Below are 26,656 nucleotides of genomic sequence, written 5' to 3'. Positions count from 1 at the left end.
ACATATCTGAAAATTATTGTAAATTTAATTGTATAAGTCAGAAGAATTGAAGGAGAATCCTATGAAGACCATTGTGTATATGGTTAGGCATGCGGAGTCACCGTACACGGAAGGAACGGAAAGGACCAGAGGACTTACCTTGGAGGGCAAGGTGAACGCAGCTAAAATAACAGAAATGTTAAAAGACGAAGGAATACATACTATTATCTCAAGTCCATATGCCCGAGCTGTCCTAACCTTGGAGGGGTTGGCACCCATGGACATGTTATGACATTGATGATGAATTACTTTGATTCGAGTTACGGATTGGATTTTATGAACCAAACCAAGAAACCGGACATCTATCAATTAGAATTCAACGAGATGGAATTGGAGAATGTGACAAGGCTCTGGAAATGATATATAAGAACACTTGTACGCATTCATGGATACAGCTAGAATATAGATATCTTTGATTATGGAAATATGGAAGGGAAGATTCCAATGACATTACATAACTTATTTGATGAGAAACCAACCCAATTATGGAACGAAAGAATGATTGAAGGCGGAGATGAGTTTTTTACAGAAGAGAGATTACTCATGTCTGATAAAGCTTTGGATCACTTTATAAACCAATTAATCGCATTACAAGAAAAAAAAGATTCCGAGCAGATAATAAAGGCTGTAGAAGAAGTGGTGGTTGCCTTTAATGAAATGAATGAGGCCAATGATTATTTCATTGAAACGATGGAACGTGAAGAATTGGCTGATTTTATCGACAAGGCTGCTAGGCAAGCTGGATTACAGATTGAAGGGCATGAAGATATTACGGAAGAATGGAGAGAATGGTAGTTTAATTAGACTGAGAAAGTTGAGGAGATATATCATGGACCCACAAGCATATGGTCGCTATTTATTAGAGATGGGCGGAGAAGAATTCAAGCCAGCGGAAGATGAGCAGGTTGAAGCGGACCATCTGTACGGATTTTTTCAGTGGTTTATGCCATCTGGGGCAGGGGTTGAACGTGTGTTTGAGCCGATTCCAGACGGTCAGCGTTATCTGGACAGAATACGTCCGATCTATGAGATACTGAATCCGGAGGACTTTACAGGTGAATACGTGCCAGGTTATTTCAACGGTGGAAATGAGGAGGCTTCTGAGGCGACGCTGCGTGATCTGGGGGAGAAGTTAATCGGAGGATTGAAGAGCCTATTCTCCATGGTGACAGAGGATGACGAAGTAGCGGACGCCGCTAAGGAAGCATTACAAGATTTGGCATGTCTGACGGAGGTCGTTGTGCTGGCAGCAGGGGAGATTAACAAGTTAGAGCAAAGAGCGATTCAAGGCACGGATGAAGAAGATAACGAGTCCGTTTACGAAGCACTTGGAGAGCTTCTCAGTTCACGCAAAGATTACAACGAAGCTGTCGAAATATTAAGCGAAGCCTACTATTCCATAGCTTGCGATTATTGGGTAGCCTATTACTTACAGTGGCCCCGCTACCGAGGTTTGCAAGAAGTGAAAGACTGTCTGTTTCCTTACTTTGAGTTATACCGTTATGGCTATAACCTTCATTGGACTCAAAATAAGCTATTCATCGGCAGTCGCTCATGAGTATAGAAGATCATGTACAACACATGTAACAAGCGATCATTGAGAACTACAAGTCGTAGTTAATGCCAATTTTATAGAGAAGGGTGATAGATATGGAACGAGGACTCATTATATTTTTGAACGGAACGTCAAGTTCGGGGAAGACGAGCATTGCGATGGAAATGAAGAATCAGGGAGACGTTCCGTTTCATCATCTATCTGTAGATCAATTTCTGCATAATTATGATCAGTTTATCGACAATACATATCCAGATATGAAGCCAACAAGAGAAGTGGAACACCATGTGATGACAGATATCCTGTTCGACCCCATCAATTCGTTGTACTGTGCAACCATTAAGCTGTTTTCGGAAATGGGTTTGAATGTCATCGTGGATACGGTGATCAGCAATGACAAGTGGTTTAATGATTTTTATAATTTACTATCGGATTATCCGATATTGTTTGTAGGCGTGCATTGCTCCAAAGAAGAACTCACCAGAAGAGAGCAGAGCAGGGGAGATCGCGAGATTGGACTGGCCCATTCCCAGTTCGACTACATATACTCCTATGATGAATATGATCTGGAAGTGAATACGGAAGAACTCAGTTCAGCTGCATGTGCGGAAAAGATATTAAGTTATATGAAGTCCGAAAAGGAATACTCGGCATTTAAGAAGTTAAGCAGAAGAGAGGTGAAAACATCGTAAAAGAAATGAATTTAAGACCAAGGCTGGTAAGCTGGCGTTTTGATGATGAGGTTAGGTCGGATCATCCGGAAGAATGGAATTGGATAGAGATCACAATGGTTTTCACAGATGGTTCCAGACGGTGGAGCATCTTATATACACCAGAACGTTTGCTAAATAACTTGTCTCGACCGGACATAGACCCACCAGGTCTTCATATGCAGCAACTGATTGTTGTTAGAAGCTATGAAGTGCATGACATTGAGAGAGTGCTGAACGTTTTTGATGAAGAAGATAAATTGATCGAGGCATCAAGGGAATATCCAGAGTAGCTTCGAAATGATGAGTCCTATATTAGATGTGTTAATACATGTTTTATGTCTTGAAAAGAAGATTGGAAGGTTGTCTAATCTCTATGGAGTAGAGAAGGACCTTCCTTTTTGTTTTTAAAACCTTTGGTGGACAAGGGGGAGAACGGTATGAATCCTGAAGATCGTATTCAACACATGTTACAGGCGATCATTGAAAAAACACAATCCATCATCAACGATACTGGTAAACAATCCTTCGGCTCTTTGGCGTATTTCTTGGAGCACATGATAGCCTACCGGGATGAACAGCAATACATGTCTAACGAGTGGCATATCCGCACACCGCGCTGGCTAGGGGAGTATGGAAATACGCCGGAGGAAGAAGAGCTTCTTTCAGACATCTACCGATTGCAAGCGTACATTGCAGAAAGGTTAAAGGGCGGATAAGCAGCTCGCGATGTCGCATTAGTCCGGCTGAAATGTCGCAAAAGTACATGGTAACACGACACGGAGATCGTATATACTCTCTTTATGTTTCGATAATGAAAATCATTATCACTAGTATACATAAGGGGGATTTACAAATGAAACAAGGAACAAAGGGGCAAACGGCTGGTAACAAAGCCTATACTGCTCACAAATCACGATTATTCATGGGCTTGATGTTGGCCCTTATTCTTGTCCTGACGGCTTGCGGTGCCGGAACAGGTACAGATAGCGGTAAACAATCTGCGGCAACGCCAGCGGAGACACCTGCGAATGCAGAAACACAGACAGACGGAGCTTTTCCCGTAACGATCAAGGGTATGAAGGGTGACATCACTCTAAACGAAAAACCACAGAAAATTGCAGTGCTTGATGTTAAATTTCTGGATCAGATGTTAGCGGTTGGCGAGAAGCCGGCAGGCAGTGTTATTGCTGGAGGTAATACTGATTTTCCAGAATACTTAGGCGATCAACCGAGTGATGTACAGGTACTGGGTACACGGGACGAGCCTAATCTGGAAGCGATTGTTGCACTCGACCCGGATCTGATCATCATGACCGACTTCCAGGAGAAACAGTATGAAAGTGTAAGCAAAATTGCACCTACCCTGGTACTCGATTTCTACGAAGACTGGCGTGATACGTTAGCTACGGTTGCTGAAATTACAGACAAGCAGGACGAGGCAGAGAAAGTGCGCACAGCCTATGAGGAAAAAGTTGCTGGCCTGAAGGCACAGCTGACAGAGAAAATGGGAGATGAGACAGTCGCTCTGATTCGTCCGCGTAAAGAAGGTATCCGTGTCCATGGCATCGAGCACCGCACAGGCGGCATTTTGTATAATGATTTGGGCTTAAACATGCCTGAACTCGTTAAAGATATCAAGGATGATACCTCCGTTGAAATTTCGATGGAGAAGGTTCCTGACATTGGGGCAGATCGTTATTTTGTGCTGTCGGATGAGCTGTTTGCGGCAGAGGCAGAGGCTATGGTGAGTAATCCCGTGTGGAAGTCCCTTGATGCTGTGAAAAATAACCGCACGTATGACGTAAACTCAACACTTTGGATTGCATACTATGGACCGCTTGCGATTAATCTGATTGTAGATCAGGCATCGGAAGCCCTGCTCGGATCGAACTAATATGAACCCATATCTCTCGACAGACTTATGGAAAGAGACGGTAGAGGATCATTCGATTTTGCTTGGTGAGCCGCCTGAACATAGTGTCCGTACCATTGCTTTGAGTGAGTTGCATGACGAAGAGGCATGTCGAGAGTATATCAGCTGGTTTCAGAACTATATCGATGCGCCTGACATGAAAGTGGCAGCCTCCATGTTAGCCAAGCGGCTTGGCTATCTATGGACGACTCCGCTCGTGACCGCGATGACGTTTCATCATCAGCATGTAACCTTTCAGCTGGAGAACAGCTTTCTCTATCATCCGGCGCTCTCAGATCATGAGGGCGGCACACGATTTCCTTTTCTAGCGGTGAATGGGCTTCAGGCTGAAGAACTGACTGGAGACAGGAGCGTATGGCGGGAAAAGGCAGTCCAGAGCATGTTTGCGGTACAGCTGACACCTCTGTTAAAGACACTTGCTGCGATTGCACCTCTTTCCATGAGTATTCTCTGGGAGAATATCATGGTACGTATCGGCCGACTATTCGCTCCTGATGAAGCCGAGACTGAGCAGGAAAGTAAGATCATTCAAGAGGACTTTTCATATCTGACGCAGGTGGCATCCGGGGAAGTGTTTGGTGAGAGGAAGAATCCGTTAACCCGCTTCACCGATTGTAAGGACAATGTGCATGTCGCCAAAAGCGAGCGGATCACCTGTTGTTTCTATTACCAGATGTCAGACGAATATTGTCTCAAATGTCCGAAAATTGACAATGAGAAAGAATCTCAACTAAAATGACAACAGCAAGAATTTTACCTTTGCGATTGTCAGGAGATGAGAGAAATGCCGCTGCAAGAACAGACAAGTCTATGGAGTGATACAACGATCAAGATGCTTGACGGGTATAGCGGTACTTTGCAGACAGGCAGCGTTTTACACGAAACGGATTTAACTTCAAATGTGCTGCTGTTGGCATATGGAGGTGAAGGGGAGCTTGCAATGGATGGCGAGGGTTGCCACATTGGAGCTTCTTTTGCCTGTCATGTGGTGAAGGGATCATCCTTTACGCTGACGGCCAGATCAGACGAACTTTATTATATCGTGATCATGTACGAGGCTTCTTCCATAGAAGGAGCCTCCCATGTCATGCCCTCGTATCGCAAACATCCGCTGCAAAATTCGTTTATTCAGAACCCTGTGACTCAGGCAGAATGGATCCAGAATGCGGAAAAAATCGTTGGCAAATGGCGTCGTGGCGAAGGACTGGAACGGTTTCATGCCCATGCGTTGCTCCAGGGGATGATCTATGAACTGATCATGGAGTATGAACGTGGTCAAGGCGGAGCAGAGTCCGACATGGTGGATGTAGTCGTGTCATATATATCATCGCATTATCGCCAGAATCTGGAGCTTAAGGAACTGGCAGCTCTTGCCGGTTGCAGCGTTAGGCAGTTACAGCGACGATTCAAACAAGAGAAGCAGCTTGGACCGATGGAATACGTCATCCAGCTACGGATGGAAAATGCATCGCGGATGCTGCATCATACGGATGCGTCCATTGGAGAAATTGCTGAAAAGATGGGCTATCGCGACATGTATTATTTCAGTAGGGCGTTTAAAAAATATTATGGCGTCCCTCCGCTGCGTTATCGGCTTGATGCCGCTAAAGAATCAGATACAAACTATGCTCAATCCTTGCTGCGGAATCGCATGGCTTCTTCGTACGAGTCGGACCAAGGTCCAGTGATATGCCATATGCGAGGTGAATATCCTGTCACCCGTTCTCCGCAACGTATCGCCGTACTCGATGTGCAATATGCGGATCATTTGCTTGCGCTTGGATTATCTCCAGCGGGAAGTGTGGGATTGGGAAGTGGAACGTTCCATTTCCCGCAATATATCAGGGCAGGACTTCAGGGTACCGAGATACTCGGAACGTATGAGTACCCTGATCTGCTTGGTGTGGAACGACTGTTGCCGGATCTAATTATTTGCACCGAGGTGCATGATCAGTACTATGAACGGTTAAGCCGGTTCGCTCCTGTTCTTATGTTTAAGCGCAATGAGAGCTGGCAGACCATCCTAAGCCTGTTTGGGGAACTGACAGGTAAGCGAGCAGAGGCAAAACGAATACTTGCGGATTATCACCGACGAACCACATTGCTTTCTGAAGAACTTGCTCCAGTACTGGCAGGTAAGAGCGTGGCACTGATTCGTCCACTAGATTCTCTCGTTCGCGTACATTCTGCCTCTCACCGCACAGGTTCTGTGCTGTACCGTGATCTGGGTCTGCCTGTCCCGTTATTTGTAGCAGATACCACCGACACGGCCTATCATATTTCAGTTGAGAGATTACCGGCTGTGCAGGCGAGCCACTACTTTTTGCTTAGCAATGAGATCATGCAGGAGGGCATATCCGCAACCGAGCAACGTGTCTGGGGGATGCTTGATACGGATGAGCGACAGCAAATACACTCCGTAGATGCCGCGACATGGATCGGCTGTTATGGGCCTACAGGTATCAATGGCATTGTGGATCAGATCGAGCAGGCGTTGTTGGCTTGAGCAGGTAGCTTTTTCATGAGGGAAAAACAAAAGAAACCGTTCCGTAGTAAATGGAAGTGAGAGCAACCATTTACCAAAGGAGACGGTTTCTTTGTACATGTTACATACTTGAGTGAGGATACATTGGACTAGGTTGGGTGTTATGAATACAGGAATGATATATGAAGTAAGGGTATATGTTAAAATAATAGAAAGTTGAACCAATACGAATAACAGGAGGTAAAACACATGAAATGGCAAGAGGTTAGAGAACTGTTCCCTGACCAATTTGTTCTGGTTTCTATCATTCATTATCATGAGGAAGATAACAAAAAAATTGTAGATGAAGTTGCACCAATTCGTACCGTATCAGAACAAGATGCGAATAAAGAGTTTTTTCGAGTAGAGCCTGGTAACGTTGTATATCATACTTCGAATCAAGACTTTGTGATTCATCTCCGTAAAGATCCATTAATGAGAGTGAGACGTAATACGAATGAAAATTAACTATGATGGACAGCTAATTACAACGTCACTTACCGTTACATTTAGAGGAAGAACACTGATAATAGACGATGTTATTATAGACACTGGATCTTCACATACGATCATTAGTCCTGATATTTTAGAGGAAATCGGCGTGACTTATGAAACAGGGGATTCGATTTTTGAAGCATACGGGATTGGAGGCAGTATTCCTTTCTACACAAAAATCATGGATAGGATTGTAATAGGCACAAACTATATTGAGAATATAGAGATCGATGTAGGCATATTGCCTAAAGATCATAAAGGTCTTCTCGGGTTGGATATTCTGAAACAACAAAACTTTATTATTGACTTGAAGTTACTAAAGTTACGTAAGTGAATTTTGAAATAACGGCTATGGTGAAATCTACTTAGAAGGAGAAGCTATGAACGAAAAAGCTAAAGGGAAATTAAAAAAGCAATTCCTACTCATCGTTTTATTTGTTTTTATAATTGGAATTCAATTAGCTACCAGATACTTTGTATATCATCCTCCTGCATGGACAACTGCATTATCAACATGTAGCTTTATTATATTTTGTATACTGGGCCTTGTAACTTATCTTGATCTCAAGAAACAAGAGCAGTTCATAACGATCGGACAAATTGTAGATGTGAAGAAGGATAAAAATATCATTATAGTTAAAGGGTTGGGACGAGGTAATAGCAAAGTTTTAATCAAAGATAGCCCTATTCTGAATATGATGCAGCCAAATGACCAGATTGAAATCACGAGATTAAAATATACAAAAATGATAACTAAAAAAGTATATAAAGACCAAGAGATACATCTTTGATCAAGTAGTGGAGAAGTATGGTACTTTACATAAAAATAGAGCAAAAATTTTGATACACGTCTAAGGTAGAAGGAGAGAGTGTAATGAACAACATAAACTCTCATAATTGCAATCTAAATATAAGATATGACCTGCCTGATGAGGTGTGGGCTAAAGTTTCTAAAGTATATGAGCGGATGCCAGGGTGGATTGGTTATAAAAGTGGAATTCCATATTGGTTTGGAACTGAAGAGGATGATGTTTTCATTGAAGCATCCGTTGAGCCTAGTGGATTATCATTTTATGCACAGATGAATAGCGATGTATGGATGTCTTGGATAGAAACATTTAAGTTGGAAGCGACAAAAGTGTTGGGTTTTGATGTTGGTGAACCTGAAGATGGATATGTGTGATGAAAGAAGGAGGATCTAAGATTCATGGGCAGTGAATACCGCCGCAGGATGGCATAGGTGTCTGGATGTGTTGGTGCAGATCATGAATGGTAAGCTCATTAAGTGGCATGACAACTCAACTGAGCTGCGTAAAATCTATAGTGAAGCATTTAAGTTGGAGGATCTAAACCAATAAAATGATCTAAAAATGATAAAAAGAAAAAATGATAAACTCTATTAGCATTGATGAGCGGAATGGGACCACATTTAATGAAGAGATAGTTATGAATCCTACATGGGCAGACAGTTTACGTTTTTTGAGAAAACTCGATGGAGATAAATTTACATTAGTTTTTTTTGAGGTATCAGACACAGGTTCAGCATTAGTTGGAGGCGGACCGGAATATTTTGTAGTGTCTATTACAATGGATGAACATATATATACGCTTATGAACGATAAGCGGGGAAATAGTGAAATTTCTCTAGTAATTGGTGGTCAGTTGGGAAATTATTGCGATAACATTTGTATAGAATTAATACCCATGCTGGAAGTGCTAAAGTATTTTTGTGAAACTGGTAAACTACACGAATCACATCAATGGAAGCAAGAATAATATTGACTTTGAAAGTAACTTGAAGGAAAGATTGGCTTCATCTAACATTAAATTCAACATATTCGGTTGAAAATGCATTTCTAAGGAGCAGATTCACCGGGGAGAGTAACGGATGCAGAACAATTGCCAGAAAAGTCAGAAACATCACACTGTATTTTTATGTAGATCATAAAGTAATTGATAATTTTTCGAGTGAACAAATTGTAGCGCTTTGTTTATATGAAATGAATTGGCTTGGTTTTACTGAAGAACAAATCAAGAGCAAGACCGATAACTTGGAAAACGAAAAATCATCTCAGCAAGTAATACTCAACAAAGGAACGTTATATGAATTCCAGAAAACTATACATCCATGAAATGAGTGATTTTATGAATATACAAGATTTAAGGGATTGGTCGGATAAGCACAATGCAAGAAACCGGGCAATAGAGGCTTTTTGGCATAACTTAGAAACCTATAGAGTTGAAGATCCTGAGGAGTTTACAGAGTTGTTTTGGGATTACGACCAAAAGTATTTGAAAATTTGGATAGAGGATATATCACTCCATATCAAGAGTCTGGAATACCTGGACCCAAGTAATAAAGAGCTTGAATATATTGAAGTGAAGGTCAGAATTGAATATCGAGCAAATCATATAGGCTATTACAGAATAATTTTCGGTATAGACGGCCAGGTTGAAGATGATTATTTTATTTCGGAATGGACTGGATTAAGACTGTATCAAACAAGGAACTTGTTAGAAGATATGAGGGAAGAGATCGAAAACGACCTGATCAATGGGGAAATAAAAGAAAAAGAAGCTATGAAATTAATGAGTATCATCGAGGAGAAGAAAGAAAAGATTCGAAACAGCTATGCTGAGTCGTCAGCCTAGGAACGTTATTAATATCATAACGGAATAGCTTAACTCAGCCGAAGGTGCAGAAAAATTAGGAGATCTTTTTACCTCTCGTACCTTGAGTCGTCATTAGGAAGATGTTTTTCAATTATTTAAATTAATCTCGATATTTCCTTGCGGAAGGTCGACTGACTCCCTGTGGGATGAAGAAGGGCCTTCTTGTTTGTTTTTGTCATCACAAAAGAAAGGTTCCTTTGATTCACTGCATATTCACATCCCATACAACCCAACATATATTGAGCGTATTAAAAACCTTTGGACCATATGGATATGTGAGATTAAGCATTCTAATTATTATCCCATTTTAACCAAATTTTTCTTCGTAAATATCACTACATAGGTTATCATATACGTAGTCCAAATATTACGATGATTATGTAGTATTTTCGAAGTGAATGAATTAGATGTTATAAGAAAAACTAGGAAAATATATAACCATGAAAATCAAAGGATGAAAGAAATGAATAAGAAGACATATCTTGTAAATATAGCTTATCTAATTGACTTGACTGACGAAGAATATAAAGAATTCGATGGGTTATTGACTCCTATACTAGAGAATGAAATTACTATAAGGAGAGATTTGAAATTACATTGAAAGAGCAGTTCCTCTGTATTGCTCGATCCAGAAGCAATGAATTGCGGAAGATGCGCAAAATGTAATTCATGGGCAACTGATAGAGACAAACCAAATCATGTTGATGAATTAAATAACGGAGCAGTTGTTGAAGGGCAATTACTTTGTGATGAGTGTTTGCCAGAGGAGCATAGGTGGGCTTTCTAGATAATGGATAATGTGAGTATTTTCAGAAATCAGTACCGTCTGATAACAACATGTTCACGCTTTGGGTCATTCGGTCCACGGTCCGGCAGGAGCAAAATGAGGGTTCGGAGAGTTATTTGGCAGCGGCAGGGAAGCGAAATTAGTGGGACTTCTTGAACACAAGAACGTTATGTGTAATTGCTGAAAGATAAGAATGAATATTCAAATAAAGGATGAAAGTGATGGACAGTTTAATTGAATTAATTTTTGAACCGGTATTTAACCGACTTATATTTAAAATTAAACAATTGAAAGCTCAAGTAATATATGGAACATATTCAAAGAAGAATAATTGGATAAATGGAAACTTGAATAATAAAACTTATAAGGAAATAATCTTAAGTGACGAGAATCTCTTAAACTTATTTTTAAATAAAGAATACAGAAATAATAATTTAAAGGATGAAGAAACACGGATAGTCTATATTGAAAACATCAAAAAAGCGATACAGAAATAAATAATAATTTTGATCGTAAAACAAGAAGCATCAGCAGCACACAACATAATATTCATGCATCAGGGTATTCGCCCGTCGGTCCCAGAAGCGGGTTCTAAGAGCTGGTTGCTGTGTAACACTTCTGACTACGACAAACGTTCTGAATGCAGGAACGCTATGTGCAATTGTATTAAAAGAGTTGGAGTAGGTGAGTTCAGTGGTGGAGAGGAAATTCAAAAGTCATTTTTTGTACATTGTTCTACTGTCAGTTCCATTTGTAGTATTAGAGATTTTACTTTTATTAAAATATCCTAACACCGGGTTAGGCAGGATTATAAGCTTGCCCATGACCTTTTTGGTGAATGGTATGATTATTCTGATCTTATCTAGTTTAGTTTATTATTTGCTTAAATACACCAGATTTAGAATTGTTGGGCGAGTTATTCTAGGATTAACGATATGTTTAACTCTTATCGTAACAGTATGGTTGTATCCGCAGGATTCATCCAAACATATTTCAAAAACTATAGTAGAAGATATTAAGAGTTTATGGAGTAAATAAGGAATTTAATTGTGAAACAGATAAAATCAATTTACTAAGATGTTGGATGTGACTATATGAATCATGAACTATTCAATAAAATCAATGGATATTTAGAAGGGGTAAGTAATTTAATTACTCACTTCGGAGGATGTTATGGGCACGAATATCAGTTTATAAAAATTGATTCGCCAATAGAACGAGCAATAGAACTTCATAATACTAATAGTAATTTAAAAGATCACAAAGATGTTAAATATGTAGGACTAAGTGAATTAGATGATTGGAAGGATGAGATATTTAATATTACCGCAAGATGGTTTTTCTCTTTATTTCGCTTACAAAATTTTGGCGTAAGTGTTAAATATCCGGACACTGATGGAGAAATGCCTGCAGAACTAGATAAAGAGTCAAATAACGTGAGTAATGAACTGATTAAACTGTTGGAAGAATTCTTTGAAGGGTCAAATGTTAAAGCATTTAGACTGGTAACAGAGGTTGACTGGAAAGATGAGTTTGATTGGGAACAGATTTATTTTGCGATAGGTGATGATGTATTTATCTTAGATTTATATCAGTGGGGTTAACGGACAACCTTACAAATCTCAGGATGTCGAACGATTCTCGTTAGTATTTAATAAGCGTTACAGAAAATTAACAAGTCAAAAAAATAAATTAATGATAACTTGCGAGGCATTATGAAATTAATAAAATTAAAGGGCACTAAAACTGAAGAAGATATAAGAAGAGAATTAGTAGGATCGCATGAGTCATTATTTAATGATGAAATAAGATCAGGTTTGCTTTCAGTTATTAAGAGGTTTTTTCCACAAATGAAAACTGCCTATATTTTGTTCTGGATACCTGAACAAGGGGAAGATATTTTTTCGTTGCTGATTAATAACGATAGAATTGCAAAAGTAGAAATCGATCGTTACGACCACGATATTGAACCTATAATTGAAAGCAAACAGCTAGACATTGTCTATTTAAAAGGACTTAGGAAATATTCACAGATTAGATTAGCGATTGCACTTGAACTTGCAAACACGGATCTCAAAAATGAAGAAAAAAATTAAAGGAGTTTCCAAATTGAAGAATCAAAAGCGTTCAATGATTTTAATATTTCTTTTAATGATACTAGCCCTAAGTGGATGTATTTCATACAGTGTGAAGACGGATAAAATGGTTGAGGATGGGTTCATAATAAACTCAATTTCATTTGGACTGGGTGAGAGCGAAGAAGATGCAGGTATTACAGTGGTAACATACAATTTCACTCTTCGAAATAGAACCAATAAATCAATAATGTTAAAAACAGTTGAACCGATCTTGAGTAAGGATATTCAGGAGCGATTAATTGATAGGGACATTAAATTGGACATAAATGAGAAAGTTGATGGTAATAGCTCGGAAGAACTGACAGGTACTTTTAAATTAGATACTAGAGGGCTGGATAAAGAAGGAATAATCAATTTAAACATTAATGTTAACGAATATAATGTAGCAATTGAACAAGTCATAGGAATGAATGAAGTAAATAACTAATTTGAGATAACTTTAAGAAAATATATCTAACAAAGAGGTGTATCTTTATGGAAAGAAAAAAAGATGAAAACAATGAGATGGCTCTAATTCCAGAGCACCATAGCCCTATTCGACATATTCTTAATGAAGCAAATGGACAACCGAATTAAGAAAGCTCTGGATACTCCAGATGCATATGTAATTATGGAGGGTGATTATGGAGGACAAATCTATTTGTCTTGCCCTATGAAACTAGTAAACTGCAGTGAAGAGACATTACATACTCTATTAAAAGATTTAGATACCATTGGATGGGGCTGTAATGAGGGAGAAGGCCAAGGATTATATTTCGAAAAACACTTTCCTGGTGATGGAATTGGGTGAGGTATGGGGGGGAGGAGATGTTGAGGAAGGACTATGGATTCATAAAGAATTTATAGATTTACAATTATACGATGAAATTCATGAAGTCGTATTAGGCAATAAAGAAAGATTAACAAAGTAATAAAATGAATGAATCTCAAGGCCCATCAACATCGGATAACAAAGTGTTCATGTTGTGGGTGGGCGAACTGTTGAAGTACTGCGATCAAAGAAAAAGAAATATGTGAGGTGAGTTATGGGCGTAAGAAAAAAATATAAACGTAAAATCGTTCGCTTCAATCGATTATTTTACTGGTATGTTGAACCGGATATTGACGATGAAGGAATAAACAAATTACATATCGTTTCTGAGGATAAGAAGTTAATCGTCACTTATGAAGTGGGACAACACAGTATTAAGAACAAGCCCCCATTTATAGTCGTCATCGGAGAAGAATTCGAAGGCTGGACAACAGAATATATAGGATACAGAAGAGTACTCACACCGAAATGGAGCGATGAGATCATCATACCAAGATTGATAGGTGAAATCATTGATTGGTGCCTCTTGAAAGATAAAGAAATAAACATCGTTAATTGGAAAGGTGAAATTCTCCAACCTATCTCTTGAATGGAGTGTAATTGCTTTGGAGAAATAACTTAGATTCGTGTGGACTCTTTTGAAAACGCATACGTGAAAACAAGAGATTGTAATTAACATTTAAAATAAAAGGAAAGAAGGAATGCAGATGAATCGTGGGCATCACACGGTTAACAAAGTAATCGCTTGTGTTCTGTCATTCATATTTATCATTATGGCAATAGCGGTACCTGCCCACGCTGAAGAGAAACAGGTTGAGACTACACCATCCAGGATTCCTTTATCCAAATTAGAGGAAACGATTGATGCTTATGTAGCCTCGTATGAGAAGTATACCGCTGCCGTTTCGGTTGTAGCTATCAAAGACGGTGAAACTATTGTGAATAAGGCATATGGTTACGCAGATATTGAGAATCAGCAGAAGGCGGATACCTCTACTGTATTTGAATGGGCTTCCATCTCTAAATTGTTGGTCTATACGAGTGTGATGCAGCTGGTCGAACAAGGAAAGCTTGATTTGGAGACGGATATCCAAGAATATCTGCCAGAGGGATTTTTCAAAAAGCTGAAATACGATGAACCGATTACCCTACTGAACCTGATGCATCACAATGCGGGTTGGGAAGATCAAACAGCGGCTGAGGTGTTTTATTACTCCGAGGATGAAACGTTAGAATTAGGAGAAACGCTGCGTAAAAATGAACCGAAACAGATATATAAACCGAATAGCGTTGTCGGTTATTCAAACTATGGAGTTGGACTAGCCGGTTACATCGTGGAAGTGGTAAGTGGCCAACCTTATTATGAATATGTTAATGAACATATTTTTGAACCTCTTCATATGAACGACACTACGGTTCATCCAACAGGGCAAGATCGTCCAGACCTTGTGCAAAGAAGGAATGAGATTGAAGGGTATACAAAAGATTTGAAACTGATCCCTGAGAACAGAGTATACGTAACATTCTATCCTACAGGGGCAGCGATCGGGACAGCAGAAGATTTAGGGGAATTCCTTGCAGCGTTGATGCCTGTAGATGATAGAAATGTATTATTTAAGAACAGGGATACGTTAAACGAAATGTTGTCAACAAGTCTATATTATGAAGGTACTTCTACTCCGCGATTTGCGCACGGGTTCGTTGAGATGGAATACTGGGTGCCTACACTGATGCACGAGGGGAATTTGAAAGGATTCTCCAGTAAACTTGTCTTTGATCCCGAATCTAAATTTGGGATGGTGGTCATGACAAATCAATCCTTTGAGGAAATTTATTATTACGGACTTACTAAAGAGATTTTCGGTGATAACGTCAATTCTAATAGAGTTACTTCGGAGGGGGGAGGATATTTTCAACCCGCACGACGGGCAGCCGCTAGATTTACTAATTTATTTACGTTTCTTGATATAACGAAATATACAAAAGCTGATTTAGCAAAATCTTATAATGTTATCGAGCATAATGGGGTTGTTGAGAAAATTTCCGTCACTCCTTACATTGATTATTTGCCTGTATCGAATGTAAAGGTGAACTTGATTAAAATATCTTTTATTCCTGCTGTGCTTGCCGCCATTTTCACTTTAATCGCTTCGATCGGCTATGTGATCCGGATGCTTCTTAACAAACTATATAAACGAGGCAATCCTACCACCAATTTTAATAAATATCATCTTGCAATCAATTTTGCAGGTGTGGTACTCCTTCTTAATCTTTTCATCATACAGACGAAGATTAGTTTTCCAAATTATCCTGGTTATTCTTCGTTACGGATCAATTTAATGTTTAATCTACTTTATGTGGTTCTAGCAGTGGCGTATCTTGGCTTGCTTATTTACAAACTGCGGAAGAGCAATTACAGCAAAAAGCAAAAGGTGATGTACATCATGTCTGGCATCTCTGCTTTCATCTTGGCTGCTTTTGTTGTGGGATGGAATTTGTACGTTTAGAGAGGTAAACGCTGAATATAGATATTCAAAGCAGTGCAATGGCTCGCGGATGACTTCTATACATCATTGATATTATAAGTGGGAAAAACTATAAAGAGTAAAGGCAGCAGTTCCTTATGTGGAACTGCTGCCTTTGTTTTAGTATGCCCTTTGGCAACTTGTGCCTCGGCATATTGAAGGGGGATCAAGATCATCCTATTTTTTTGTCTCTCAAAATAAATAATTTAATAGAACTGTAAATGACTGCTAGAATATTCAATAATAATAGACCTATATATCCATCCGTTAATTTTGTTCTTTCAATCCACTTATTCACTAACTCTCCGGTGAGAGCTTGTTTTTCTAAATATTTATTTATATCATTCTGATGCATCTCATCCATATATATAAGTGGAAACTCCATGCTGTTGGAAGAAGCAGCTAGCGGCGGATAGAACTCTACCCATTTTTGGCCTGCCCATCGATCATACTTATAATGCAAGTCTGCGCTGGATTCAAGATTATCCCACCTGAGAAAACCCAATATGAGTAGAATACAAAGTGTAAAAACGCTAAATATTAACTTTATGTTGTCTATTAACAGCACCGTTGTGTAATTAAAAAACCAATCGATCAAAGAATCGTTGCAGCAGGTGCTAAAGTTACGAGGTTAAAGTCGCAAAACGATTAGGGTATAGAAGGTTTTCGAAGAAGCTATACAGCGTGCAGGGATTGCCAAAAAGGTAAGCATTCAGGTGCTGAGACACTCCTTCGCCACTCATTTATAGGAAAACTGGACAGATTTACGGTACATTTAGGAGCTAATTGGTCATATGAGTGTACGAACAACTCAGCGATATACGCGTGTTAGCACGAAAATTATTCAACGTCCAATTGGATCGTATGAACATGGGTTATTGAGTTTTCTAATATATCTCCCTTTTTCACCAAATTTTTCTTCGCAAATATCGCCGCATAGGTTATCATATACGTATTTCAAATATCTAGCAGGATGTGTGGTATTTACTAAGTACATAGATAAGATTTTTTAGTAAATTAGCTTAAAAACCCCATAACTGTAAAATATGGATGGTGATTAATTTGATGTACATAGAATTAAGTGAAAAAAATAATTTAAAGCTATACACAGGTGTATACCACGGAATTCAAGGAAGAGCAGTATTTAATAAAAATATAAGTGCTCGCAAACGTTATTTTTTGGAGAAGCGTTGGCGTGAAGGCAAAAATATATTGACTGCAATAATGATGAATCCAAGTAACGCAGCACATGATAACACTGACGACACTGTCGATCAATTAATTGAAGTAGCGCAGAGTTATAATTATGATGCTCTTTATGTTGTTAACGTATCAAGTTTTATAGGAGGAAGTAGCAGCAAATTAAACAGCGATAAATTCGTCTTCGATAAAATTAATTGGAGATTCATAGAACAAGCTATGAAAGAATCAAACATGATATTTATCGGTTGGGGAATGAAAGGACAAAAAGCAATATTTCAACAACAAAAGGCCAATATTAGTATTTTTAAAACTTTCATGAAAACGAAAAAATTTATATATACTTATGAATTTATGCAGTCTAAAAATAAAGTTTACTTAAAGAAACCTTTTTATTATGTGCCACATCCTCGACCAATAAGAAATAAAGAGAAGTATAAAAAACAAAAGTTGTATAAGTTAACGCATGTTCAACTAAATAAATTGTTAATCAGATGATATTAAAATTTATTTAAAAAATGTAGATGAAAATTTAGATTAATCAGCTGGGTCGCTAACATAATATTCACGCTGCGGGCGTACGCCTTTGGCCCGGTATTCGCCAGGTACCCAGTATATGCTTGGTCGTGAAGACAGGAATGTTAAGTGAAATGACCAAAATACATATAACATATAAAATATTTTTCGAAATCTTAATTTGGGAGGTTTTTTTGTTGAATGTAATCGAAAAATTTTTAAAAAGCTATTCAAAAGAGTACGATTTTTATCTGAAATTAGCTGGAATGTGTGCTACTCAATGTGAAAATATACTTGAAGGTAGTGGTATTAGAGCAATAGTAACGCATAGGGCTAAAAGACCAGATAGGCTTAAAGAAAAACTTGAAAAAAGGATGACAGAAAAAAAGTATAAAAGTGTAGATGCAATATACAAAGATATTGTGGATCTTGCAGGTGTAAGAATTGCAATATATTTTCCTGGTGATAGAGAAGAAATTAATAATTATATTGCGAAAAATTTCTTTGTACATAGTCAGAAGGAATTTCCGGGTACAGCTATTCCGTCATATGATAAAAGATTCTCTGGTTATTGGGCGTATCATTATCGCGTATCTTTAAGACCAGAAATATTAACAGATACAAATAAGAGATATACTGATGCTGTCATAGAAATACAAGTCGCATCAGTATTAATGCATGCATGGTCTGAAGTTGAACATGATTTGGTTTATAAACCTTTAAGTGGGGAGCTCTCGATAGAAGAATACCAAATATTGGACGAGTTAAATGGGCTTGTTTTAACTGGAGAGATTGCTTTAGAACGTTTGCAAAACGCAGCAAAAAGTCGTGTCTCAAAAACAGATAGAGAATTTAATAATCATTATGAATTATCAGCTTATCTTTATGATTTATTGAAAAAACATATTAAAAAAGGCGATTATGAACCTGTCATGGGTAGAGCAGATGTATTGTATAAATTTTTGCAATACGTTGGTTTAAACTCTCCTCAAAAGTTGTCTCAATTTACTGTGGATTTAGATCCTGATACTGAAAATCGCCCGATAGTAGATCAACTTGTAGATAGGATTTTGTTAGAAAATGAAAAGAACTATGAATTTTATAGTAGAGCCAAAAATGAAATTGGAACTCGGAATCCTTATAGCATTAAAAATGATAAAGTATTATCTTTGACGAATGACAAATTGGCGCTAGGGGTGTTTTTATCTAAGTGGATCGTTTTTGAATCTACACTAAGAAGAATCTCTAACATCCAAAGAAATAATATGATTTCAGCAGTAGAATTAAGAAGCCAGGTGTTCAATTTTAGACAAATAGAGTCTTTAGAGATTTTTGATCAAGCATCATTATTTGAGATAAATAGCATTAGAAGACTTAGAAATGAGGCTGTGCATGGGATTAGAGCGTTTCCTGATGATGTATTAATTAATGCTTCTGCTACTTTGGAAGCCGTATTAAAGCATAGTATAGAGAACGTTCAAAACGAATATAAAGAAATAATGAATGATGCAATAAATGAAATGCAGAAAATCAACGTTAAGTGAAACTCCAAAAACATGATGATATATATAAATAGAATTCAAAAGAACATAGAGCATAATGAAAGGATATTAGACAAAAAAGCTACACAAATATAAGGAGGATTAAACAAATAATGATAAAGGAATTTAAAGTTTGTGTTATTGGTAGATCTAACTCAGGAAAATCCACTTTAGTGTCGGTATTAATGGAGGATATAAATTTAGCCCAGCAACTTCACGAAAATAATGTTAAAGGTAAAACTAAATTAAATACGGAGTTTGTTATTTCAAATAAAGAAGGAAGTTCAACATTCGAATTAATTATTAATGAAAGATTCATTGACTCACTTAGTGCAAATGATGTAACTGAGCAATTTATAAAAGAGTATACTGACATAATACCAGACTTGAGCAACTTAGATTGTTCAAGTGATGATTTAATCGAAAACATTAAGAAAATTATTTTTAATCGTATTAATGAGTTGAAAAAAGAATCTTTGTCAAAAGTCTTTTCATACTCTGAAAATAATCCAAAGTTAAGAAATATTATCGAAAAGCTAGTGGTATATGCGAAAGCATCAAATTATGCTCAAAAGTTACTTAATTCCAATACAATCGAACAGCTTAGAGTTATGGATACAAAAGGATTTGGTGATGAAACTGATCTAATAGATTATGAGATTCCAGTAGTTGATGCTGTCATATATATGATTAGTGATAAATTGGTAGATCATGATTATAAGATTGTTAGATCCGTGATCTCAGATCAACTAAAACAAATTCCGGTTATATTATGCGCCAGAGGACAAAACGGAATTCGGATTGAAGAAATTGAGGAAATAATAAATTCTGATGATATCTGTAAAGAATTCAAAGAGTATTGCAATGACTTCAATATAGCAGGTACTGCAGCCCATGATGTGAAAAATTGTTTATATAGAGATAAAATATTGTTTCATAAAAGTGATAACTCCAAGTCACTGATGGAGAAGTTTTTGGGAGAAAATTTATTTATGCAATTACCTACTATTGTTAAAGAAGGAGCGAAATCCGGAAAAAAATTGTTTCAAAAATCAGATGTTGAAGATTCGAAAATTATTTTCACTCATATAGTAGTTGATATTTTTAAAAGCTTAATTAATGCGAAAATTCGTGAAGAAAAAGCAGTCGAAAACGTAATTTCTAAAGTGAGTACTAAAGCGGATGAAACATTTGATTCAATGTATTCTATTTTTAAAAAGTATATCTTGGAAGCTTCTTTATGCCTCGGGTATGCTAGGTCAGAACAATATAAATATTATTATCATGCCGTACGTAGTCCGGAATTCTTTGTTGAAAATGTTCACAGGGCAATTATAGGTCCAAGAGGCGGAAACAGTGGATACTATGCTTACAATTATGACCGAATCGCAATTGGTAGCCATAGTTGCTTAGAACTAGGTTTTGAAGAAATATTAGAAAAAGGTTTTGGAGATTGGAGTTATGATGAAATTGAATTAATAATAAGAAAAGTCAGACGAAATGTTTGTAGATTTGGTAAACTATCAGGATATTCAGAGGATTATAGAGCGTTCCTTAGCTATGATAGGGTTGTTGGTGGTTACAAAGAAGAAAAAGATAAAAATTGGAAGCAACATTTTACTGATGACACGTATCACTATCCTTATATTAAGGAATCTATTGAAAAGGATACATATCTTAAAAATTCTCCAGTCAGTTTAATCCACGCGATTTCTATTTATTGGGGTGTGCTCTCAAGAATTGTTGAAAAAGCGTTAAGAGATGTAATAGGGGGGCTTCCCATTGAAGTTCAAAAATTAGCTTCTTATAGTTAAATTTTTTAGACTCAAAGCTAAAAAACAGTGCTTGATTTAACGTGCTGTACTCAAAGCTAATTCATACTCTTTTATTTGATTTCTGGATTTTACTGTTTCTGAAGGACGGGGCTTCCAAGCGCTTATTATAGAGATAGTCTTTTCTGCGTGCATAAAAATTTTTGAATTGGGCATTAGAAACCGATCTAGTCAAGTGCTCGGAATAATTGCACATATAGGATTTCCGTTTTATTAAAATTAGATAAACCCTTATTTGAATTAGGCTATACAGCGTGCACAATGTTTTTACCAATAAGAGAACCAGATTCTTCAGAGTGGAATGAAGTTATTGCAATAAATAATGCCCTTCAGAAGTTCAATATACAAATTACTTGATCTTTATCAAGGAAGTCGAGGACATCTTATAACACAATATTCACGCTGCGGACATTCGTCCTTGGTCCGGAATTAGCCGGACACTCAGCATACGTTGAGTCGTGAATGAAGGAACGTTATATAATAGAAATGATGGACAACGAATAGGATAAAAGAAAAATACAAAAAAATCAGATAAGAACACTTGTACGCAGATGTCAATACAGATAAAATTGAATCTTGGGTGGGATTGTTTCCCTTCGAAGGGAGGTGAAAGAAGCAATAACTCTGAAAGATAAAGTAAACACCACCCCAAGGTTGACAGCCGAAGGTATTTTTTTGTCCTGATTTGACTTAGGAAGGGATAGACCATCCAAGCCAATTTTACTGACGAAGTATTCGCTGCACTCGGTTTTTATCTAAGAATATGATAACATACCGAAAAAAAATGTCATCAAATAAAATGAATGAGTAATGAAAAAGAGTAGATTATAAGGTAATCTCGAAGAGGAATCATCATCATATAACAACATATTCAAGCTACGACTCTGGGCATGCGGGGATGTATTTCGAAGAACATATCAGCAGAAAACCTTTCGGGGTTAATGAATACAAAAATGTCGGTAAAATACAATTATCAGAGACGGAGGCAATATGGATAAATTAACTATTGCAAAGTATAAAAATGGATACATAAAAATTTCAGATTACAATAGATCAATACATAAACAAGGAGAGATTTTTTGTCCATTCTGTGATCCTACTTTAGAAGTAACTGGAGTACAAAATGAATTTTTTAGAGCATTACCAGGTAGAGGTGGACATAGTTGCCAGAGAACAACAGTGGAATATTTTAATGCTAAATGGGAAGGTCGAAAATTAATTGAAACACTTAGCGGCAATGAGGGAGAAATCAAAATTATTATTGATCTTAATACTTTAAGAAGACAGGGTGATAGTTTTAGTAATAAAAAAGTAGTTAAGCCTAACGAAAATACATCGGCTAAAGAAGTCGAAAAGTACAATAAATATACAACTTATAAAAAAGTATTTAGAGATATTATAAGAACAGTTTCGCAAATGAAAAATCTTCTTGAAAAAAATGCAATTGATGAATTAGGTAAAATCAAATTTAAATACAAAACAGGAAACGAAGAATTAGGGATAAATGAAGTAGTTATTCTAGCAGATGAGCTTAATAAGAGTCTGCATTCCAAGGAAAGATTCGTCATATATATTGTTCAAAGTATTAAAGTCAGCAAAGGGAAAATCTATATAAACTCTTATGAAATCGGTGGGAAGAGTATTACAACTTCCTTTATATATCCAGCCAAAAAGAATGAAACAAACATCAAAAAAGACGACATGATCATAGCATTCGGAAAGATTAGTTATTACGAGCCTAAAGATCAGTATTATTTAAATACACTTAGTGATTTAAATGTAAGTGTAATCAAAGATGAAGATGTGCTTTTAAGATTCAGTAGTAAAGAGATTAAAGAGAAAAAACTAGAAAATAGTAAGAAAGAAAGTACTGAAAATAATGTAAACAGTTTAGCTAAGTCTTCTACTGATATAAAAAGTGAGCGTGATATTATATCAATTAATATTCCAGAAACGAAAAAAACAATGAAAAATAAAGAAGATTCCTCTCCACCTATAGAAGTTACAAAACAGCTTTTAAAAAAAATGGAACCAGTCAACGAAATAGGAGGTTTTAAAAAATTAATCAAAAAATTTACCGATTATTTTAAGCGTGCCTAATTGGATTGAATTTTCACTAAATATTCACGCTACACACAGTTGTTCTTAGTTGAGCTTGGTTGTGCATACAGGGACGTTAGATGAGAGTAGACTTTAAGCCATGTTAAGAGGTGATAGATTTGATAAATATAGAATTAGATTATTTTGCTATAAAATGTGCTAATGGGCACCTAAATGAATGTACAAATGATGTATGTAAGGAATGTAATATATCACTTGATGATCAACGACAATCTGATGATCCGTATGTAGAATCTCGCAAATTGTTATTGGACAATGTATTATCATACATTGAAAATAGCGAATTGGAATATAAAGATCTAAAAAAAGCTATTAGAAAGGGGTTAAGAACTAAGAATTGCTATGAGAATGAAATGGAGAAAGTTTCGGAGTATATTATTATACTAAGTAACGAATTAAGGTTTGACATTTTCTACTCAATAAATATGACACAGGAGGGTATTAAGTTAGTTGAAACTAATCAAATTATTAATGACGTAAACACATTTTTGATTAAATTATATGTTTTATTAGGTGAGGTCACTTTATTTGAGCCTACTAAAGTTTTTAGAAATATTCACAAAAGGCTTCTTCTTACGATTATTGCTTATAAGGAATCCGTCGTTGAACTAATCATGTCAACTATTGTATTGAACATTGAACATGCCATGAAATTGAAAGACATTTCACAAGTAAAGTTGGATAATTCAGCGCAAGAATTAAAAATACTTTCAAATATATTTGGTGCTCGCAATATCGAAAATGTAACTGAATTGTTTCAGAACGGTGAATTAAACTACTCTGCTATATTAGGAATGGTATGGCAAACCTCAAATGAAGGAACGATTGAAGAGAAAATTAGTGATGTGTGCGAGCAAACAAGTTACTATTTTCGATCAATTTTGTCTAGAGATAAGGAATACTATTCAAATGATGATCTATTAAAACTATCTATCTACAAGTATGTTGGTACTATAGCCTTTGATGATGAGAGTTTCTTTAGGAAGGTAAGTATTGCATACAAAACTTATGAGAAAGCTTTTGAAAAGAATAGTAGTTTAGTTTGTGAGTTTCTTAGCCGATATACTGCAAAATACAAGTATATGTTTAAAAAGTTAAGTGACCTTTCAATAGCAATTGGATTTGTTTTCGGTCATAATCCTCCTAGTCATGTTCTTATGACGAATGGACTAAAATGGTATAAAGATCTATGTGAGGGGATATATCGTGATTCCATGATTTTTTTGTTATTAGCAAGTTGCATAGATAGGGAAAAGATTTTTGATATCGATGAATTAATTGAATGGACCGGATTTGCTGATATTTGTGGTCAGTTTGCATCACTAACAAATTATAAGCTTAACTACTTTGTTGAAGGTGTAGATAGTATTATACGTCATTCTGAAGCGCATGTAGATTATGATATTGATATAGACAATCAAAGGGTAATACTAAGGAATAGACAAAAGAAAACTAAAACTATCTCCACAAAAGAGTATAGTTTTGATGATTTCTTCGACCAAATCAATCTACTATCTGAGACAGTGTATTCTTCAATTGCAGCATTTACGGTTTTTCTAATTAACAATAAGTATCAAATTGATAATGTAGATTCCTATTTAGCAGAAGATGAAGTGACAAATAAATCACTTGAAGCATACGCTGTATTGGGCTTATTTGGTATTTTAATAGATCAAGAGAGTGAAAATGACAGCGCAATGGAGTTATCTGGTATGTATATTGGAGAAGTTGGACAGTTCTCGTTCGAGTCGATTCTAGCGATTTTTGCACCATTAGTTAAGGCAAAACCTCATTTATCCAATGTTAAGCTTGAGTTGTGTGATCAAGAAGGAGAAAAATTTGGGCATATTAAAGTTAGAACCGACTATATACTAAACTCTATGAATGAAAGCGGAATCAAAAAAGACTGTTGGATATTACTGTATATGTACACTACCGAAATTCAAAGCATATATGAGCCTTGTCAAGTAGAGAAAAAGAGCGATGATAAATTTTTATCAGGTATTCTTCAGTTCATATTGCCTCTTTTTGAGGAAATTGATAACGGAAAAAAAAGAATTATTCAAACCGGAAAAGTTTATACTACTGAATTTGTAAAGGTAGCTGATCAAATAAAATATGTTGAAATGATTGTAGAGGAATATTTGGAGTATTCGAGTGTACCGAGGTTAATTCGCCATGTAATCCAAATTTTTAGAAATATTCATATTGCTATAAATGTAATTATAGAGCACGATTCTAACCACAGTATTAACCTAAATATAGAATTCAAGAAAATATCGAAAGAAATGATGAGTATAGCACACACCTTCGAATACTTATCAGGAGAAATTAATGAAATGGAACTTTTCTTTAATTATTCAGAAGAAGGTAAGCAATTGTACAAGAACGTTACGCTTAATTCACCTTGCCCTTGTGGAAGCGGGAAAAAATACAAAAAGTGCTGTAAGAATCATAAACTAACAAGTCAGAACATCACATAACAAGACAAATATCCTATAAAATAGTTTCTTGAGCAAGGACATGTCTCTCTTTTTTCGCCGAGGCTTTTAAAAAGAAGTAACGCCATGATGGCCTCAGAGAAATGAAATTAGGTGATGGAAATAAACCATGAAGTGTTGAAGGCTTATGCTGAGGCTGAAGATCTTATGCATTTCTTAATATTTCATAAGCAAAAATTTCACACCAACGATGGAGAATTTCAAATAAATATTATGGCTAAAGTCATGGCCTTATCTGTAAGTTTTAAAGCTATTATCGAATGCGAGCGTTATACAAGACCTGTAGAACGTGAAAAATCGTGGTTTTAGCGATTAAGGTACGAAGTTTTGACACCGAAGGTTTATATCGGTGTTTTTTTATTTTTAATTCGAATTCCGCATTATAGAAATCGCAGTTTATCTTACAATTAGGATTAGACGAAAGTATTTACTATACAACATTGGGTATAGATAATCGCATTAAAGTTGACTGCTCACGTCTAGTCTTAACAAGACATGGCGCAGTTTAGACCCATCAGAGAGGTGGATGTATGAGCCGGTTGCTTGACTTATTGGAAGAGGAACGGCGCAAGCTTAATCAGCTTGGAGAGGCATCTTTGAAGCAAGCGATTCCGTTGTGGGACAACCCCGAAGTGCAAGAACAGAGCCGAAGGGTGGACGAACTGGTGGCCCGAGTGGGTGAAACGAAGGCGAGACAGAACCGAGTTGTACGATGATGAGTGAGGTACATAACGTGTAGGAGAGGAGAAGAT

The 26,656-nt window shown here is 36.8% G+C and carries 28 protein-coding genes and 1 pseudogene; all 29 read left to right on the top strand.

Going from position 1 to position 26,656, the window contains the following annotated elements; genetic code table 11:
* The first annotated feature begins 61 nt into the window (after positions 1 to 61).
* The 29 genes and pseudogenes from OM416_RS15075 to OM416_RS14940 all read left to right on the top strand — a co-directional run bounded on the left by OM416_RS15075 (position 62) and on the right by OM416_RS14940 (position 26,620).
* Positions 62 to 399: pseudogene (locus tag OM416_RS15075) on the top strand (histidine phosphatase family protein).
* 84 nt (positions 400 to 483) lie between these two features.
* Positions 484 to 834, top strand: coding sequence for a hypothetical protein (locus OM416_RS15070; protein WP_264930541.1), 351 nt, complete (start codon positions 484 to 486; stop codon positions 832 to 834).
* A gap of 34 nt (positions 835 to 868) precedes the next feature.
* Positions 869 to 1,597, top strand: coding sequence for a hypothetical protein (locus OM416_RS15065; RefSeq protein ID WP_264930539.1), 729 nt, complete (start codon positions 869 to 871; stop codon positions 1,595 to 1,597).
* A gap of 92 nt (positions 1,598 to 1,689) precedes the next feature.
* On the top strand, positions 1,690 to 2,286 hold the full coding sequence (locus tag OM416_RS15060) for a chloramphenicol phosphotransferase CPT family protein (protein ID WP_264930536.1): 597 nt from the start codon (positions 1,690 to 1,692) through the stop codon (positions 2,284 to 2,286).
* Positions 2,287 to 2,744: 458 nt separating this feature from the next.
* Positions 2,745 to 3,023 (top strand): hypothetical protein, encoded by a 279-nt coding sequence (locus OM416_RS15055; protein WP_264930534.1) that lies wholly within the window; start codon positions 2,745 to 2,747, stop codon positions 3,021 to 3,023.
* A gap of 137 nt (positions 3,024 to 3,160) precedes the next feature.
* Positions 3,161 to 4,201 (top strand): ABC transporter substrate-binding protein, encoded by a 1,041-nt coding sequence (locus OM416_RS15050; RefSeq protein ID WP_264930532.1) that lies wholly within the window; start codon positions 3,161 to 3,163, stop codon positions 4,199 to 4,201.
* A gap of 1 nt (position 4,202) precedes the next feature.
* Positions 4,203 to 4,979, top strand: a complete 777-nt coding sequence (locus OM416_RS15045; RefSeq protein ID WP_264930530.1) for an IucA/IucC family C-terminal-domain containing protein — start codon at positions 4,203 to 4,205, stop codon at positions 4,977 to 4,979.
* 45 nt (positions 4,980 to 5,024) lie between these two features.
* Positions 5,025 to 6,746 (top strand): helix-turn-helix domain-containing protein, encoded by a 1,722-nt coding sequence (locus tag OM416_RS15040; RefSeq protein WP_264930528.1) that lies wholly within the window; start codon positions 5,025 to 5,027, stop codon positions 6,744 to 6,746.
* A 228-nt stretch (positions 6,747 to 6,974) separates the two neighbouring features.
* Positions 6,975 to 7,232: a hypothetical protein gene (locus tag OM416_RS15035; protein ID WP_062833241.1), complete on the top strand. Its 258-nt coding sequence runs from the start codon at positions 6,975 to 6,977 to the stop codon at positions 7,230 to 7,232.
* Positions 7,222 to 7,593, top strand: coding sequence for a retropepsin-like aspartic protease (locus OM416_RS15030; RefSeq protein ID WP_264930523.1), 372 nt, complete (start codon positions 7,222 to 7,224; stop codon positions 7,591 to 7,593). The genes OM416_RS15035 and OM416_RS15030 overlap by 11 nt, the downstream gene beginning before the upstream one ends.
* 46 nt (positions 7,594 to 7,639) lie before the next feature.
* Positions 7,640 to 8,050, top strand: coding sequence for a hypothetical protein (locus OM416_RS15025; protein WP_264930521.1), 411 nt, complete (start codon positions 7,640 to 7,642; stop codon positions 8,048 to 8,050).
* 83 nt (positions 8,051 to 8,133) lie between these two features.
* Entirely contained in the window at positions 8,134 to 8,442 is a 309-nt protein-coding gene (locus OM416_RS15020) for a hypothetical protein (protein ID WP_264930519.1), read from the top strand.
* A gap of 263 nt (positions 8,443 to 8,705) precedes the next feature.
* Positions 8,706 to 9,035, top strand: a complete 330-nt coding sequence (locus tag OM416_RS15015) for a hypothetical protein (protein ID WP_264930517.1) — start codon at positions 8,706 to 8,708, stop codon at positions 9,033 to 9,035.
* A gap of 122 nt (positions 9,036 to 9,157) precedes the next feature.
* Positions 9,158 to 9,391: a DUF6557 family protein gene (locus OM416_RS31920; RefSeq protein ID WP_413775794.1), complete on the top strand. Its 234-nt coding sequence runs from the start codon at positions 9,158 to 9,160 to the stop codon at positions 9,389 to 9,391.
* Positions 9,363 to 9,911, top strand: a complete 549-nt coding sequence (locus tag OM416_RS15010) for a hypothetical protein (protein WP_264930515.1) — start codon at positions 9,363 to 9,365, stop codon at positions 9,909 to 9,911. Before OM416_RS31920 ends, OM416_RS15010 begins: the two co-directional genes overlap by 29 nt.
* Before the next feature lie 1,029 nt (positions 9,912 to 10,940).
* Positions 10,941 to 11,216 carry a hypothetical protein gene (locus OM416_RS15005; protein ID WP_264930513.1) on the top strand — a complete coding sequence of 92 codons (276 nt, stop codon included), beginning with the start codon at positions 10,941 to 10,943 and terminating at the stop codon, positions 11,214 to 11,216.
* 597 nt (positions 11,217 to 11,813) lie between these two features.
* A complete protein-coding gene (locus tag OM416_RS15000; protein WP_264930511.1) occupies positions 11,814 to 12,323 on the top strand; it encodes a hypothetical protein in 510 nt (169 codons plus the stop codon).
* A 111-nt stretch (positions 12,324 to 12,434) separates the two neighbouring features.
* Positions 12,435 to 12,815 (top strand): hypothetical protein, encoded by a 381-nt coding sequence (locus OM416_RS14995; protein ID WP_264930509.1) that lies wholly within the window; start codon positions 12,435 to 12,437, stop codon positions 12,813 to 12,815.
* A 13-nt stretch (positions 12,816 to 12,828) separates the two neighbouring features.
* Positions 12,829 to 13,284, top strand: coding sequence for a hypothetical protein (locus OM416_RS14990; RefSeq protein WP_264930507.1), 456 nt, complete (start codon positions 12,829 to 12,831; stop codon positions 13,282 to 13,284).
* 301 nt (positions 13,285 to 13,585) lie between these two features.
* A complete protein-coding gene (locus OM416_RS14985; protein ID WP_264930505.1) occupies positions 13,586 to 13,768 on the top strand; it encodes a hypothetical protein in 183 nt (60 codons plus the stop codon).
* A 114-nt stretch (positions 13,769 to 13,882) separates the two neighbouring features.
* Positions 13,883 to 14,257 carry a hypothetical protein gene (locus OM416_RS14980; protein WP_264930503.1) on the top strand — a complete coding sequence of 125 codons (375 nt, stop codon included), beginning with the start codon at positions 13,883 to 13,885 and terminating at the stop codon, positions 14,255 to 14,257.
* Positions 14,258 to 14,375: 118 nt separating this feature from the next.
* Positions 14,376 to 16,175 (top strand): serine hydrolase domain-containing protein, encoded by a 1,800-nt coding sequence (locus OM416_RS14975; protein WP_264930501.1) that lies wholly within the window; start codon positions 14,376 to 14,378, stop codon positions 16,173 to 16,175.
* 1,083 nt (positions 16,176 to 17,258) lie between these two features.
* Positions 17,259 to 17,891: a DUF1643 domain-containing protein gene (locus OM416_RS14970; protein ID WP_264930498.1), complete on the top strand. Its 633-nt coding sequence runs from the start codon at positions 17,259 to 17,261 to the stop codon at positions 17,889 to 17,891.
* Positions 17,892 to 18,106: 215 nt separating this feature from the next.
* Positions 18,107 to 19,453 (top strand): GTP pyrophosphokinase family protein, encoded by a 1,347-nt coding sequence (locus tag OM416_RS14965; protein ID WP_264930496.1) that lies wholly within the window; start codon positions 18,107 to 18,109, stop codon positions 19,451 to 19,453.
* A 110-nt stretch (positions 19,454 to 19,563) separates the two neighbouring features.
* The gene (locus OM416_RS14960) at positions 19,564 to 21,264 is read left to right on the top strand and encodes a GTPase domain-containing protein (RefSeq protein WP_264930493.1); all 1,701 of its coding nucleotides are present in this window, start codon (positions 19,564 to 19,566) and stop codon (positions 21,262 to 21,264) included.
* 1,008 nt (positions 21,265 to 22,272) lie between these two features.
* Entirely contained in the window at positions 22,273 to 23,382 is a 1,110-nt protein-coding gene (locus OM416_RS14955) for a hypothetical protein (protein WP_264930492.1), read from the top strand.
* Between the two features lie 119 nt (positions 23,383 to 23,501).
* Positions 23,502 to 25,886: an SEC-C domain-containing protein gene (locus OM416_RS14950; RefSeq protein WP_264930490.1), complete on the top strand. Its 2,385-nt coding sequence runs from the start codon at positions 23,502 to 23,504 to the stop codon at positions 25,884 to 25,886.
* Between the two features lie 114 nt (positions 25,887 to 26,000).
* Positions 26,001 to 26,213, top strand: coding sequence for a hypothetical protein (locus OM416_RS14945; protein ID WP_264930488.1), 213 nt, complete (start codon positions 26,001 to 26,003; stop codon positions 26,211 to 26,213).
* Positions 26,214 to 26,434: 221 nt separating this feature from the next.
* Positions 26,435 to 26,620 (top strand): aspartyl-phosphate phosphatase Spo0E family protein, encoded by a 186-nt coding sequence (locus OM416_RS14940; protein ID WP_264930486.1) that lies wholly within the window; start codon positions 26,435 to 26,437, stop codon positions 26,618 to 26,620.
* The last annotated feature ends 36 nt before the right edge of the window (positions 26,621 to 26,656 follow it).

It is taken from the genome of Paenibacillus sp. LS1 (assembly GCF_026013365.1).
In the GTDB taxonomy this organism is placed as follows: domain Bacteria; phylum Bacillota; class Bacilli; order Paenibacillales; family Paenibacillaceae; genus Paenibacillus.
Note: the sequence above shows the minus strand (reverse complement) of the source record. Positions and strands in the feature narration are given on the sequence as shown.

Excerpts from the sequence above, each read along its gene's own strand:
- OM416_RS15070 (WP_264930541.1), top strand. The coding sequence starts at position 484 with ATGACATTACATAACTTATTTGATGAGAAACCAACCCAATTATGGAAC.
- OM416_RS15065 (WP_264930539.1), top strand. The coding sequence starts at position 869 with ATGGACCCACAAGCATATGGTCGCTATTTATTAGAGATGGGCGGAGAA.
- OM416_RS15060 (WP_264930536.1), top strand. The coding sequence starts at position 1,690 with ATGGAACGAGGACTCATTATATTTTTGAACGGAACGTCAAGTTCGGGG.
- OM416_RS15055 (WP_264930534.1), top strand. The coding sequence starts at position 2,745 with ATGAATCCTGAAGATCGTATTCAACACATGTTACAGGCGATCATTGAA.
- OM416_RS15050 (WP_264930532.1), top strand. The coding sequence starts at position 3,161 with ATGAAACAAGGAACAAAGGGGCAAACGGCTGGTAACAAAGCCTATACT.
- OM416_RS15045 (WP_264930530.1), top strand. The coding sequence starts at position 4,203 with ATGAACCCATATCTCTCGACAGACTTATGGAAAGAGACGGTAGAGGAT.
- OM416_RS15040 (WP_264930528.1), top strand. The coding sequence starts at position 5,025 with ATGCCGCTGCAAGAACAGACAAGTCTATGGAGTGATACAACGATCAAG.
- OM416_RS15035 (WP_062833241.1), top strand. The coding sequence starts at position 6,975 with ATGAAATGGCAAGAGGTTAGAGAACTGTTCCCTGACCAATTTGTTCTG.
- OM416_RS15030 (WP_264930523.1), top strand. The coding sequence starts at position 7,222 with ATGAAAATTAACTATGATGGACAGCTAATTACAACGTCACTTACCGTT.
- OM416_RS15025 (WP_264930521.1), top strand. The coding sequence starts at position 7,640 with ATGAACGAAAAAGCTAAAGGGAAATTAAAAAAGCAATTCCTACTCATC.
- OM416_RS15020 (WP_264930519.1), top strand. The coding sequence starts at position 8,134 with ATGAACAACATAAACTCTCATAATTGCAATCTAAATATAAGATATGAC.
- OM416_RS15015 (WP_264930517.1), top strand. The coding sequence starts at position 8,706 with ATGAATCCTACATGGGCAGACAGTTTACGTTTTTTGAGAAAACTCGAT.
- OM416_RS15010 (WP_264930515.1), top strand. The coding sequence starts at position 9,363 with ATGAATTCCAGAAAACTATACATCCATGAAATGAGTGATTTTATGAAT.
- OM416_RS15005 (WP_264930513.1), top strand. The coding sequence starts at position 10,941 with ATGGACAGTTTAATTGAATTAATTTTTGAACCGGTATTTAACCGACTT.
- OM416_RS15000 (WP_264930511.1), top strand. The coding sequence starts at position 11,814 with ATGAATCATGAACTATTCAATAAAATCAATGGATATTTAGAAGGGGTA.
- OM416_RS14995 (WP_264930509.1), top strand. The coding sequence starts at position 12,435 with ATGAAATTAATAAAATTAAAGGGCACTAAAACTGAAGAAGATATAAGA.
- OM416_RS14985 (WP_264930505.1), top strand. The coding sequence starts at position 13,586 with ATGAGGGAGAAGGCCAAGGATTATATTTCGAAAAACACTTTCCTGGTG.
- OM416_RS14980 (WP_264930503.1), top strand. The coding sequence starts at position 13,883 with ATGGGCGTAAGAAAAAAATATAAACGTAAAATCGTTCGCTTCAATCGA.
- OM416_RS14975 (WP_264930501.1), top strand. The coding sequence starts at position 14,376 with ATGAATCGTGGGCATCACACGGTTAACAAAGTAATCGCTTGTGTTCTG.
- OM416_RS14970 (WP_264930498.1), top strand. The coding sequence starts at position 17,259 with ATGTACATAGAATTAAGTGAAAAAAATAATTTAAAGCTATACACAGGT.
- OM416_RS14960 (WP_264930493.1), top strand. The coding sequence starts at position 19,564 with ATGATAAAGGAATTTAAAGTTTGTGTTATTGGTAGATCTAACTCAGGA.
- OM416_RS14955 (WP_264930492.1), top strand. The coding sequence starts at position 22,273 with ATGGATAAATTAACTATTGCAAAGTATAAAAATGGATACATAAAAATT.
- OM416_RS14945 (WP_264930488.1), top strand. The coding sequence starts at position 26,001 with ATGGAAATAAACCATGAAGTGTTGAAGGCTTATGCTGAGGCTGAAGAT.
- OM416_RS14940 (WP_264930486.1), top strand. The coding sequence starts at position 26,435 with ATGAGCCGGTTGCTTGACTTATTGGAAGAGGAACGGCGCAAGCTTAAT.